Origin of the sequence: Sinorhizobium garamanticum (assembly GCF_029892065.1) — a bacterium.
Classification (GTDB): domain Bacteria; phylum Pseudomonadota; class Alphaproteobacteria; order Rhizobiales; family Rhizobiaceae; genus Sinorhizobium; species Sinorhizobium garamanticum.
On the sequence record NZ_CP120374.1, the window covers coordinates 452,264 to 465,396 of the forward strand.

Below are 13,133 nucleotides of genomic sequence, written 5' to 3' on the forward strand. Positions count from 1 at the left end.
CTCAAGCATGGGAGGGTTCACTGGATAGTCCGGCCAACAGACGCGTGACCATTCATGACGTTGCTGCGGCGGCAGGCGTCAGTATTTCAACGGCCTCGAAGGCGTTGAACAATACTGGCCGCATGGGTGCCGAAACGCGCGAGCGCGTGAAGCGGATCGCGGGCGAAATCGGCTTCAGGCCGAATGCTCTTGCACGCGGACTGCTCAGCAAACGCAGCTTCACCATCGGGCTTCTGACGAACGACACCTACGGGCGTTTTACTTTACCGGTCATGGCGGGCATTTCGGAAGCGCTGGTCGATCACGGCGTCTCGGTATTCCTGTGCGCCATCGAGGACGATCCGGCGCTGGGGCAGGTCCATGTCGAAGCCATGCTCGACAAGCAGGTCGATGGCATCATCGCCTCCGGCAAGCGCTTGGACCGGCGCTTGCCGGTCGATCTGTCGAGCCTGCCGGTGCCCGTCGTCTATGCCTTTACCGAAGGAACCGAAAACAGCGTGACGCTGCGCTCGGATGATGCGCAGGGCGCGCGTCTTGCGGTTGAATGGCTGGCACAGCTCGGGCGCCGCCGGATCGCGCATATCACTGGACCTGAAGATTTCTTCTCGGTCCGGGAGCGCTCCAGCGCCTACCGCGAAGTCGCCGGCGATTTCGAGCCGGTCCTTTACGGCATCTGGGCGGAAAGCTGGGGTCATGAGGCCGTCGGGTCGATCTGGGGTCGGCCCGGCGAAAAGCCCGATGCCATCTTCTGCGGCAACGACCAGATCGCCCGTGGCGTGGTCGACGCCTTGCGCGAGCGAGGCATCAGGGTCCCGGAAGACGTGTCGGTGGTCGGCTTCGACAACTGGGAGATCGTCGCGGCACAAACCCGCCCGCCGCTGACGTCCATCGACATGGGTTTGAAGGAACTTGGCCGCGAGGCCGGACTCACCGTGCTTGCGCTTGCGGAGGGAAGGCCGATTGAGCCGGGCGTGAGGAAATTGCCGTGCCGGTTGGTTGTCCGGCAATCGTGCGGGGGCATGAGCCCCACGGAATAACGAAACGGCGCGTGGAGGCGCCACAACGGGAGGAGTGCCATGATCAAGCGTCTATTGGCAGCAACGAGCATCGTTACCTTGTGCTTGGCGTCGGGTGCGTCGGCCGCCGAGAAGATCGAAATGTGGGTTCGCTCAGGCATCGGCGAATCCTTCAAGAAGGTCGTCGAGGCCTACAATGCCAGCCACGAGAACCAGGTCGCCATGACCGAAGTGCCGTTCTCCGAACTGGTGCAAAAATATGCGACCGCGATCGCGGGCGGACAGGCCCCGGACGCGCTTTCGCTCGACCTCATCTACACCCCGGCCTTTGCGGCCGCCGGCCAGCTCGAGGACCTGACCGACTGGGCCAAGGCCCTGCCCTACTTCAATTCGCTCTCGCCGTCGCACGTCAAGCTCGGTACCTACCAGGACCGCATCTACGGCCTGCCGCTTTCGGTCGAGACTTCGATCTTTGCCTGGAACAAGGACCTCTACAAGAAGGCCGGCCTCGATCCGGAAAAGGCGCCGACCAGTTGGGAGGAGATCGAAGCCAATGCTGAAAAGATCCGCGCGCTCGGTGACGATATTTACGGCTTCTACTTCTCCGGCGGCGGTTGCGGCGGCTGCATGATCTTCACCTTCACCCCGCTCGTCTGGGGTTCGGGTGCCGACATTCTCTCCGCTGACGGCAAGACGGCGACGCTCGACACGCCGGAAATGCGCAAGGCGGTCGATATCTATCGCTCGATGGTCAAGAAGGACCTCGTGCCAGCGAGCGCGGCCAGCGACAATGGCGTAAACTTCCTGACTTTCACGAACGGCAAGATCGGCCAGCAAAGCATCGGCGCCTTTGCCATCGGCACGCTGGTGACTGAAAACCCCGACATCAACTTCGGCGTGACGCTGATCCCCGGCGTCAACGGCGGAACCTCGTCCTTTGCCGGCGGCGATAACTTCGTTATCACCAAAGGCACGAAGAAGATCGACGCGGTGAAGGAATTCCTCGAATACACCTATTCGATGGACGGTCAGAAGGTGATGGCGAAATACGGCAGCCTGCCGACCCGCGGCGATATCGCCGACAAGGTGCTTGAGGGTCTCGACCCGCGCATGCAGGTGGGCATCAAGGCGATCGAAGTCGCCAAGACACCCTACACGCTACAATTCAACGATCTGATCAACAGCGCCAACGGCCCTTGGGCAACCTTCACCAATGCGGCAATCTATGGCGACGATGTCGACGGGGCATTCTCGAATGCCCAGTCGGAAATGCAGTCGATCATCGATACTGGCCAGTGATCGCAAGCTGGACCTACAGCGCTGTGCGTCTTTTCAGACGCACGGCGGTCGCTGTAGCACTTTGAATTGCTGCATGTTTTTATCCTTAAAATCGGCTCCGATTTAAGGAGACATGCAGTGGGCCGAAGGCAATCCTCCGGCCCCTCTTTCTTGAACTGGCGGAGAATCTTCGATGGCCGGCTCTGGCCCAGGAAAAGCATTGCCCGTGCGCAGGAGACGGCGCCACTCGCAGTGGCGCGGCCTTCTTTACATCGCCCCGGCGATGGCCCTCGTCATCGTCTTCTTCGTCATGCCGGTGCTGTTTACCGGGTGGATGAGCCTGCACAACTGGCCGCTGCTCGGTTCGCCGCGCTGGATCGGCTTCAACAACTATTTCCGCATGGCGAACGACGCGCGCTTCGCATCGGCACTGCGCTTCACGACTTACTACACGGTGATCGTAACAATCGCGATCTTCGCCGTCGCCTTTCCATTGGCGATCTTCGTCGAGAAGCACCGACGCTTCGTCGGCGCCTACCGCACCATCATTTTCTTGCCGGTCGTCGTCGGGCTCGCCTCGGCGTCGTTGCTCTGGGTCTGGCTCGCAAACGTCGACAGCGGCTTCATCGGCCCTGCCCTGAAGGCACTCGGGATCGTTGAGAAGAGCCCCAATCTGCTTGCGACTTTCGATAGCGCCTTCTTTACGATCATCGTCATGGTCGTCTGGAAGATCGCCGGCTTCACGATGATCATCCTGCTCACGGGACTGCAGGCAATTCCACCCGAGCTGACCGAGGCGGCCCGTATCGACGGTGCCGGTCCATGGCAGCGGTTCCGCCATCTCACTCTGCCGCTGATGCGCCGGACGATCGCCCTGGCGCTGATCATTTCGGTGACAGGCTCGATCCTGGCGTTCGACCAGTTCTACATCATGACGAGCGGCGGTCCGCAAAACCGCATGATCTCCGTCGTCTACTACATCTTCAACCAGTCCTTCGTGTCCTTCAATCTCGGCTATGGCGCGGCTCTCTCGATCGCGCTCCTCGCCATCCTGGTGGTTATCAGCGTCATGCAACTACGGCTGCTTCGCGTCGGGGAGGATCGCCCATGAGCCTCTCCAGCCGGCGTCGGGCACGCAAGGCACTCCGGGCAAAATCGGCCTATCACGCGACAGGTTTGGCGATCGCGCTCTTCTTCCTGGCGCCCTTCGCCATAACCCTGCTCGCGTCGTTCCGACACGGCACCGAGGCCCGTCTGCCACCATTGCCGCCGTGGCCGGCGAACGGCATCAGTCTTGATTCCTACCGCTCGCTCGACACGTTCGGAGCCGGTGTCTGGCAGCACACGTTCAATTCATTGCTCGTGTCGCTCGCAACCGTTGCCCTGACCGTCGCCGTCAGCGTGCTCGCGGGTTACGGCTTCTCGCGCTACCGCTTTCCGTTGAAGAACGTGCTGTTCGTGCTGATCATCGCCACGCTCATGATCCCGTTCCAGTCGATCCTCACACCGCTCTTCATCATCCTCGCCAGGCTCGGGCTCAACAACTCGCTGTTCGGGCTGACCCTCGTTTACGTGACGCTGCAGCTTCCCTTCTCGGTCTTCATGATGCGCAACGCCTTCGATGCGGTGCCGAAAGAGATCGAGGAGGCAGCCCGTATCGACGGCGCCCGTGACCTGAAGCTGCTCTTCCGAGTGCTGATGCCGCTGGTGTTGCCCGGCATTGCGACCGTCGCGATCTTCGCTTTCCTCAATGCCTGGAACGAATTCCTGGCCGCACTCGTGCTCCTGTCGAGCAACGAGAAATATACGCTCCCGGTTCTGATGATGGCGGTGCGTGCTGGTCGCCTTGGCGCGGTCAACTGGGGCGCGGTTCAGGCCGGTGTCGCCGTCATGACCCTGCCCTGCCTCGTCGTCTTCCTGCTTCTGCAACGCTACTACATGCGCGGGCTGATGGCCGGCGCGGTGAAATGAACTCCAAGAAACGGATGAAGTCATGAACAAACCCCGACACGATCGCCAGTTCCGCCCCCTCCCCGTTCCGAGCGTTGAAGTGCACGGGCTTTTCGGCGACCGCCAGGACGCGATCTGCGAATCCACCGCCGAAGTCCTGCTCGACCGCTGCGTCGAGGCCGGCATGCTCAGGGCCATCGACGTCGACCAGCCGAGCCCCGGCATCGTCATTCCGCTGCAGGCCTGGTCGGGCTCAACGCAGATGTTCTGGGACAGCGACCTCGGAAAATCGATCGAGACCATCGCCTATTCACTCTACCGCAAGCCCAACCCCAGGCTCGAGGCGCGGGTCGATGCCATCGTCGACATGTATGAAAAGCTGCAGGACAAAGACGGTTACCTGAACGCCTGGTTCCAGCGGGTACAGCCCGGCCGGTACTGGACCAATCTTCGCGATCATCATGAGCTCTATTGCGCCGGCCATCTGATCGAGGGGGCCGTTGCCTATTACCAGGCCACGGGAAAGCGCAAGCTGCTCGACGTCATGTGTCGCTTTGCCGACTATATGATCGAAGTCTTCGGACATGGCGAAGGGCAACTGCCGGGCTATTGCGGCCATGAAGAAATCGAGCTCGCGCTGGTAAAGCTTGCCCGCGTCACGGGCGAGAAGAAATATCTCGACCTCGCCAAGTTCTTCATCGACGAGCGTGGTACGGAGCCTCACTTCTTCACCGAGGAGGCGATCCGCGACGGCCGCGATCCGAAGCAGTTCATCCAGAAGACCTACGAATACAATCAGGCGCATCTGCCAGTAAGGGAGCAGAAGAAGGTCGTCGGCCATGCCGTGCGCGCCATGTATCTCTACTCCGGCATGGCGGACATCGCGACCGAGTACAACGACGACAGCCTCACCTCGGCACTCGAAACGCTTTGGGATGACCTGACGACCAAGCAGATGTATGTCACCGGCGGCATCGGACCGGCGGCGTCGAATGAAGGCTTTACCGATTACTACGACCTTCCGAACGAGAGCGCCTATGCCGAGACCTGCGCCTCGGTCGGTCTCGTCTTCTGGGCAAGCCGTATGCTCGGGCGCGGCCCGAACCGGCGCTATGCCGACATCATGGAACAAGCGCTTTACAACGGCGCCATGGCCGGTCTTTCGCTCGATGGAAAGACATTCTTCTACGAGAACCCGCTTGAAAGCGCCGGCAAGCACCATCGCTGGGTCTGGCACCATTGCCCCTGCTGCCCGCCGAACATCTCGCGCCTGCTCGCGTCCATCGGCTCCTATATGTACGCCGTGGCAGAAGACGAAATCGCCGTGCACCTTTATGGCGAGAGCAAGGGGCATTTCGAAATCGGCGGCATGAAGGTCGAAATTGCGCAGAACACCCGCTATCCCTGGGACGGCGCCATCCGCTTCGATGTCACGACGCAGGATGCGGTTCGGTTCTCGCTGTCGCTGCGCATTCCCGAGTGGGCGGAGGGCGCTGCGTTGAAACTGAACGGCGAGACCGTCAATCTTTCGGCCGTAACGATCGACGGCTACGCGCGGATCGAGCGTGAATGGCGAAGCGGCGACCGTGTCGAGCTCGATATCCCGCTGACGCCGCGCGCACTCTGGGCAAATCCGCAGGTGCGGCAGGACACCGGCCGCGTCGCGCTCATGCGCGGGCCGCTCGTTTACTGCGCAGAGGCAACCGACAACGGCGCGGACTTGAACGGGATCGTGCTTGGTTCCGATGTCTCGAAGGCGAAGACTGCGGAAATCGCTGAGCTGCAAGGGGCAGTCGCGCTCGACATTCCCGTCGCCCGCGATGAAGCGGATGACTGGGGACCCACGCTCTATCGCACGACACCGCCGAAGGTGAACCAGGCGACCGCTCGCTTCGTTCCCTATCATCTATGGGACAACCGCGCGCCCGGCGAGATGCTCGTCTGGATCCGCGCCGGTGAAATCGGGCGGTGACGGCATGAATGAAACCGGAGTTGTATTGACGGACATTCGCAAGAACTTCGGCAGCCTGGAGGTCATCCATGGCATCGACCTCAGGATTGCCGAAGGCTCCTTTGTCGTCTTCGTCGGGCCGTCCGGCTGCGGCAAGTCGACGTTGCTGCGGATGATTGCGGGGCTCGAGGAGGTCACCGATGGTGAGATCGAGATCAAGGGCCGCAACGTCACCGATCTCGATCCCTCCGACCGCGGCATTGCAATGGTCTTTCAATCCTATGCCCTCTATCCGCATATGAGCGTGCGCGAAAATCTCGCCTTCGGCCTGAAAATGGCGCGCACCGAGACGGCGGAGATCGACACGCGCGTGAACGCCGCCTCCGCGATCCTGAAGATCGACCATCTGCTCGACCGGCGCCCGGGACAGCTTTCCGGCGGCCAGCGCCAGCGCGTCGCAATCGGACGGGCGATCGTGCGCAAACCCGACGTCTTTCTTTTCGACGAGCCGCTTTCCAATCTCGATGCGGAGTTGCGCGTCTCGATGCGCATCGAGATCGCGAGACTCCATCGCGAGCTCGGCAATACGATGATCTATGTCACCCATGACCAGACCGAGGCGATGACGCTCGCCGACAAGATCGTGGTATTGCGTGACGGCCGCATCGAGCAGGCGGGAACGCCACGGGAGGTCTATGAAAATCCCGCCAATATCTTCGTTGCGGGCTTCATCGGCTCGCCGCGTATGAACCTGCTCGACGCCGTCTGGTTAGGCAACGGGCGCGTCCGCGTTGCCGGCAGCGAGATGTCGGTGCCGGTCGCCGGCGACGTGTTGCAGATCGGAGAAAAGGTTTCCTTCGGGGCAAGACCGGAACATCTCTTCGTCACCGACGGTGGAGCGGGATGCATTCCTGCAAAAGTCGATTTTGCCGAATATCTCGGCGGCACCCAGTATCTCTATTGCCAGCTTGCCGATGGCCAGCCGCTCATTGCCGAATATCGTTCGGGACCGGAAATCAATGCGGGCAGCACAATAGCCCTTTCGGTCGACGAAAATCAGCGACGGCTATTTGCTGCGAACGGCCGGAGACTGACCTGAAGCAGAGGCCGTTCCCTCCGTGGCCGATTGGGTGGAGCGGCAAAGCCTGGAAAAGAGCATCGTCAAGGCGCTGGCCGCCTGCCTTCCCAGGCATCCTGCAGCAAGGCGCGGATGGATCGCCGATCGACTGGCCTTGGGTTCCAATGGGGATTTTCCGTGGCGACCTCCGCAGCGCGATCGAGATCGGCCTCGCTCAAGCCCAGATCCTTCAGCGTAAGCGGCGCGCCGATCTCCCTGGCGAAATCCCAAAGGCCGCCGATCGAGCCACCGAAAATCTCGACGACCGGAGCCAGCAACTCCGGGACAGCGTCCGCGTTGTAGCCGGCGGTGTGCGGCAGCATGATTGCGTGCGTTTCGGCATGCGGCGTGCCGAAGGTGCCGCCAAGCGTGTGACAGATCTTGTGGTGCAGTGCCATGCCGACCGTGCCGAGCACCGCGCCGCAGAGCCAGGCGCCGTAAAGTGCGTCGGCCCGGACGTCGATGTCGCGGGGAGCCTTCACTATCTTCGGCAGACTCGTCCTGAGGGCGCTGAGCCCCTCGATCGCCATCAGCGTCGAGATCGGATTTCGGTCCTGCGCGTAGAGCCCCTCGACCGCATGCGCCATGGCATTCAAGCCGCTGTTCACGCTGATGCCGACCGGGAGCCCGAGCGTTAGAGCCGGGTCATAGATCACGACCTCCGGCAGTATGCGGGGATGACGTACGGTCGTTTTCCGCCCGCCTTCGGTTTCACCGAGAATTGGCGTTACCTCCGAGCCGGCGTAGGTCGTCGGAATGACGATCTGCGGCAGGTCGGTGCGATAGGCGATCGCCTTGCCGAGACCGGTGGTCGAACCGCCACCGAGCGAAACGACGCAATCAGCGCCCATTCGCGCCACCGTCTCCATCGCTCTTTCCGTCACGCCGACCGGCGTATGCATCACGGCGCCGGCAAAGACACCGGCAGCGACCGGGCCGAGACGTTCAGCCAGCGCCTCGGCGTCCGCCTGCCGCTGTGGCGTCGACAGCACGAGCGCTTTCCGGCAGCCGATCGTCTCCACCCACGCCCCGGCCAGCGCGCTCTTGCCTTCGCCGAAGACGATATGCGCGGGACTGCCGCTATAGACGAAATCACGGTTCATGCATGCACTCCTTGGCTTGCGTGCCACGACCAAGACATCGGCTGCTAGGATAAGCCAAACCAGGACGGCGTTTGAGGAGCGTTCCAGAAAAAATGCATTCACGGGAAGGCCCGCGAACGCTATAGCGGTCCCAATGCTGACGAACAGATTGGACCCGCCATGACCGACACCGTTACCGATCGCTTCCTCCGCTATGTCGTCATCGACACCCAGTCGGATCCCAAATCGTCGACGCAGCCCTCCACCGAAAAGCAGAAGAATCTCGGCCGGATATTGGTCGAGGAATTGCTGGCGATCGGCCTCACCGATGCGCATCTCGATGAGCATGGCTACGTCTATGCGACGATCCCGTCGAATGTCGACAAGCCGGTGCCGGTGATCTGCTTCTGCTCGCACATGGATACCGCGCCCGATTTCACAGGCACCAACGTCAAGCCGCAGGTGGTGCGAAACTATGCCGGCGGCGACATCCAGCTCCCTGGGGATCGGCAGCAGGTCATCCGCGTCAGCGACAATCCGGAGCTCGGCAACCAGATCGGCAACGACATCATCACCACCGACGGCACAACGCTGCTCGGCGCCGACGACAAGGCCGGCCTTGCCGAGATCATGACGGCGGCGCAAGTCCTTGTCGACAATCCGGACATCAAGCACGGCACGATCAAGCTGCTCTTCACGCCGGACGAGGAAATCGGCCGCGGCGTCGACAAGGCCGACCTCGCGAAGCTCGGAGCCGAGTTCGGCTACACCGTGGATGGCGAAACGGCGGGTCACGTCGAGGACGAAACCTTCTCGGCCGACGGCGTCGAGATTACCATCCAGGGTGCCGCGATCCATCCGGGCTTCGCTAAAGGCAAGATGGAGAACGCCATCAAGATCGCGAGCGCGATCATTGACCGCTTGCCGAAAGACATTGCGCCGGAGACGACCGCGGGCCGAGACGGCTTCATCCATCCGATCGGCGTGACCGGCTCGATGGAAAAGGCCACAATCGGCTTCATCGTACGCGACTTCGAAGAAGGCGGCCTCGCCGTCAAGGAAGCGATGCTCGAAGACATCGTGAAAGGCGTAATGGCGGATTTTCCAGGCTCCAGCTACACGTTCGAGGTCAAGCAGCAGTACCGCAACATGAAGGCGATCCTCGATCGCCATCCTGAGATCGTCGAGAATGCGATGGAGGCAATCCGACGCGCGGGCATGGCTCCGGTGCGCGGCAGCATCCGGGGCGGCACCGATGGATCGCGGTTGTCGTATATGGGGCTGCCCTGCGCCAACATCTTCGCCGGCGGCCATGCTTTTCATTCACCGCTCGAGTGGATCAGCCGGCAGGACATGGAGAAGAGCGTCAAGACGCTCGTCGAACTCGCCAGAATCTGGGAAGAGCGCGCCTAGATCGTCCTGCTTCGGCTCCGGACTGTTGGTTCGGGCCAGCCATGGCCGCCAAGTCTCCGTCACCGGCTTCATCGACATGCCCCTTCTCGAACTCATGCGACCGAAGCTGACGACCGTCAGGATTCAGCGGCACGGCGCCGGACATGCAGCGGCGAATATCCTCTTGCGGCTGATGAATGCCGAGACGGCCAGCGTCGATATTGAAACCGTACTGCCGGTCGAACTCGTCGTTCGCGAGAGCACGGCGCTGGTTTTTTACGCCAGGAAGCGGCACGCCGCGCGGCGATACCATTTGCGCGGCCCCCCGGCTGTAGCGCACGGCGTCTACCGTCAAGATCGGCCGCCCCCTTCACCAAACAACTCGCGTCCCGGTTCTCAACGCGACGGCCTTCGTGACAGCGGATTGCCGCATCTCGACCGCAAGCACAAATCCGACGCCTGGAAAGATCGGATTCAGTCTTTTTTGGTAATTTTCCGTTAGCAATTCCCGTCAGTGGGTCCGGCGGCTGTTCCGCTGTCACCGAAAGTCTTGCGTACGGGTTCCTATGCGTTTCTCAGCTGTGCCAGTGGTCCTTCTTGCCGGCCTCGTTTTGTCGGGCTGCGGATTCAGTTCTAATCGCGATAGGGTTGCGGCTCAGCAACCATCACGGGAAACGACGAGTTCCGTTGCCCAATCGCCCAGCCCCATGCCCGCCGCGAATGTCGGCACGGCTGCTTCGCAAGCTCAGCCGCCGCAGGAAATGGCGTGGGCGGGGCCGGTTCCCGAGCCGCAGGCCTTCGTGCCCGTGGCCAGAACAACCGGGATGCCCGTACCTTCGGAAAGACCGATCGCTCTGATCGCACCGGAAAATCCCGCGATCGAGGAGGCGCCGCCAACGCGCGGACAGGTCTACAGTCATCGCTTCCGCGACGCCAAGCCGATCAATTTTGGCTCGCGGTCTCCGAGAAAACTTGCGGTGCACGGCGTCGACGTTTCCCGCTGGCAGGGCGATATCAACTGGGCGAAGCTCAGGACACAGGGCGCGAACTTCGCCTATATCAAGGCAACCGACGGCGGCGACCATCTCGATCCGATGTTCAAGAAGAACTGGCGCAGGGCCAAGGAAGCCGGTTTGAAACGCGGCGCCTATCACTTCTTCTACTGGTGCCGAACCGCCGGCGAACAGGCCGACTGGTTCATCCGCAACGTGCCGAGGGAAGCTGGCGCCCTGCCGCCGGTCATCGACGTCGAGTGGAACGGAGAGTCGAGCTGCAAAAGGCGCCCTTCGCGCGAACGGGTCCTGGAAAAGATGCAGGTCTTCATGGACAAGCTGGAAAGGCACTATGGCCAGCGCCCGATCATCTACACCGCGCCGGATTTCTATCGCGACAACTTGAAAGGCGCCTTCCCGAACCATCCATTCTGGCTGCGCTCGGTGGCCGCTCACCCGTCCAAGGTCTATCCGGGACGCAAATGGCTCTTCTGGCAATATTCCGGCTCCGGCCTCTCGCACGGCGTCGACGGCAGGATTGACCTCAACGTATTCCATGGCAGTGAGGACGAGTGGCACAGCTGGGTGGCTGCACGGTCCAGCTAGAGCGGGATGAAGAAAAGTGTGAGCGGTTTCCGCCCGCATCCCGCTCCAACTTCTTAGTATCGATCGCGTTCATGATTTTGGGTCGATTCGACCCAAAATCATCGTGATCTCGCCGAGCACGGGCAAGACACCACGCGGCATCCTCCGAGCACCGTTGGTCCATGTTGATGCGGATCAAGGACCGACCGCGTCCGCCGGCTTAACTTTCTTTCGAAACGCCGAGCGTTTCGACGTAGACTGATGGCTCGATGAAAGTCCCTTCTATGCTCGTTGGCACGGCGGCGACCGTTCGGGAAGCCGCATTGCCGACCGGGCGAATGATGTGAACGAGGAGTCGTGGCGATGCCCAGCATGATCGCAACCCCTATCACCAATTTTCCGACGCAAAGCTGGCCGGTGATGGCCGATGGTGCGAAATACCTTCTCTCGATGGGACGCTTCCAGGCGGAAGCCGTGAAGATGACCCTGCGCTATCAGGTCGAGATGCTGAATTTCCTGAAGAACCGGCGCGAGCAGGACCTTAAGCTGCTCGAAGACCTGCTCTCGCCTGACCATCTCAACGAAACCTTCGATGTCTATTGCTGCTTCTGGCAGAACGCATTTCTCGACTATTCGGACGAGGCTGCGCGCATCGCAGAGATCAGCTCGGACGTCGCAGCCGAAACGGCAAAGCAGGTTCGCGAGGAGCAGGAGTTGCTGACCAAGGACATGGCCGGGCAACTGGTCATGTGAATGCGGTTTCTCGTCGTGAGCGAACCGCCACAGGCACGTGCCCTTTGATCGCCTAAACTCAGCGCCATGGCATGCTTCGCCGTGGCGCAACGTTCATGACGGGTTGCCGCCTCCTAGCCCTTCCGCGTGTGGTGCAATCAAAATCGAGCTTTAGCAGGAAGCTAGAAGAGTCAGTGCAAGCTTCGATTTAAGAATATACCCCAGTGAAATCGGACTTATAGCAAGCAGTGCTCGCGACAATCGCGTTCGGCCGCGATGTTACATATGTAACAAGCGTCAGCGCGTCGACGCGATATGATGAGCTATGCTGATGAGGAATGCTGCTGACAATAGTTGAGCGATGCATTGCCGGGCAGATCCCGGGCGTCACGACAGTCAAAAGCACATAGTTCGTAATTTCTGAAGCGTGGTTAGGACCCGGAAAGCCGAACAACGTTCCGCGCAACGTTTGGTGTAAGTCTGCGCTCGTTTTGAGCCGAAGCGTATTTCGCTCCCGTCGCATCCGCCAGTCATTTTTCGATGCTTAGACCCTGATTATCAAACACGCATGGAGTCCATGGCGCGGGCGATAACTCGCGGCCACTTGGAACAAGGCGAGACAATACTTTTTGGGGTGGTGATCATGCGAAACGTTCGTTTAGCAGCGATAATCATAATACTTTCACCCTTCGACGCCTTCGCGGCATCAGATGCCTATTCGTGTAGCAACGGCGAGTTCGAAATCCGTTGCGACTCCGACAAATGCGAGAGTTCTGAGGGATTCACGCCTGCCGGCGGTGGGGTCAATACCAGCACCAAGGATATGTCGATATGTGCATACAGCGGCTGCTGGGAAGGGAAAGCTGACAGCATCATCGCTTCCCAAGGCCACATCATCGCCTACTCGGACCGGCTCCAAGGAAACAACCCCAGCCTTCAACCAACCTCGGCTGCCATTGTCATCGACCGCGAAACATTGGGCGCAACGCTCAACGCATTCGGATTCCAATCACCAATGTCCTGTTCTCTCAAGTGAGC

Annotated in this window: 12 protein-coding genes; 11 read left to right on the forward strand and 1 reads right to left on the reverse strand. The window is 60.9% G+C overall.

Annotated features, from left to right (window positions below):
* Positions 1 to 44: 44 nt before the first annotated feature.
* The 6 genes from PZN02_RS22035 to PZN02_RS22060 all read left to right on the forward strand — a co-directional run bounded on the left by PZN02_RS22035 (position 45) and on the right by PZN02_RS22060 (position 7,294).
* A complete protein-coding gene (locus tag PZN02_RS22035; RefSeq protein ID WP_280662801.1) occupies positions 45 to 1,037 on the forward strand; it encodes a LacI family DNA-binding transcriptional regulator in 993 nt (330 codons plus the stop codon).
* A 39-nt stretch (positions 1,038 to 1,076) separates the two neighbouring features.
* Complete coding sequence (locus PZN02_RS22040) at positions 1,077 to 2,315, forward strand: ABC transporter substrate-binding protein (protein WP_280662802.1); 1,239 nt, start codon at positions 1,077 to 1,079, stop codon at positions 2,313 to 2,315.
* A 172-nt stretch (positions 2,316 to 2,487) separates the two neighbouring features.
* Entirely contained in the window at positions 2,488 to 3,405 is a 918-nt protein-coding gene (locus tag PZN02_RS22045; RefSeq protein WP_280662803.1) for a carbohydrate ABC transporter permease, read from the forward strand.
* The gene (locus PZN02_RS22050) at positions 3,402 to 4,265 is read left to right on the forward strand and encodes a carbohydrate ABC transporter permease (RefSeq protein WP_280662804.1); all 864 of its coding nucleotides are present in this window, start codon (positions 3,402 to 3,404) and stop codon (positions 4,263 to 4,265) included. Before PZN02_RS22045 ends, PZN02_RS22050 begins: the two co-directional genes overlap by 4 nt.
* A 22-nt stretch (positions 4,266 to 4,287) precedes the next feature.
* Entirely contained in the window at positions 4,288 to 6,216 is a 1,929-nt protein-coding gene (locus PZN02_RS22055; RefSeq protein ID WP_280662805.1) for a glycoside hydrolase family 127 protein, read from the forward strand.
* 4 nt (positions 6,217 to 6,220) lie between these two features.
* Positions 6,221 to 7,294 carry an ABC transporter ATP-binding protein gene (locus PZN02_RS22060; RefSeq protein WP_280662806.1) on the forward strand — a complete coding sequence of 358 codons (1,074 nt, stop codon included), beginning with the start codon at positions 6,221 to 6,223 and terminating at the stop codon, positions 7,292 to 7,294.
* Positions 7,295 to 7,356: 62 nt separating this feature from the next.
* Here PZN02_RS22060 and PZN02_RS22065 read toward each other — a convergent pair whose 3' ends face one another.
* Positions 7,357 to 8,415, reverse strand: coding sequence for a maleylacetate reductase (locus PZN02_RS22065; protein WP_280662807.1), 1,059 nt, complete (start codon positions 8,413 to 8,415; stop codon positions 7,357 to 7,359).
* A 159-nt stretch (positions 8,416 to 8,574) separates the two neighbouring features.
* On the opposite strand from PZN02_RS22065, the gene pepT reads away from it, so the two are divergent.
* The 5 genes from pepT (at position 8,575) to PZN02_RS22090 (ending at position 13,131) form a co-directional block, all read left to right on the forward strand.
* A complete protein-coding gene (gene pepT, locus PZN02_RS22070; RefSeq protein WP_280662808.1) occupies positions 8,575 to 9,807 on the forward strand; it encodes a peptidase T in 1,233 nt (410 codons plus the stop codon).
* A 94-nt stretch (positions 9,808 to 9,901) separates the two neighbouring features.
* Positions 9,902 to 10,288 carry a substrate-binding domain-containing protein gene (locus tag PZN02_RS22075; protein ID WP_425336357.1) on the forward strand — a complete coding sequence of 129 codons (387 nt, stop codon included), beginning with the start codon at positions 9,902 to 9,904 and terminating at the stop codon, positions 10,286 to 10,288.
* A gap of 64 nt (positions 10,289 to 10,352) precedes the next feature.
* Positions 10,353 to 11,384, forward strand: a complete 1,032-nt coding sequence (locus tag PZN02_RS22080) for a glycoside hydrolase family 25 protein (RefSeq protein ID WP_280662810.1) — start codon at positions 10,353 to 10,355, stop codon at positions 11,382 to 11,384.
* 342 nt (positions 11,385 to 11,726) lie between these two features.
* Entirely contained in the window at positions 11,727 to 12,116 is a 390-nt protein-coding gene (locus tag PZN02_RS22085; RefSeq protein WP_280662811.1) for a hypothetical protein, read from the forward strand.
* Between the two features lie 556 nt (positions 12,117 to 12,672).
* Entirely contained in the window at positions 12,673 to 13,131 is a 459-nt protein-coding gene (locus PZN02_RS22090) for a hypothetical protein (protein ID WP_280662812.1), read from the forward strand.
* The last annotated feature ends 2 nt before the right edge of the window (positions 13,132 to 13,133 follow it).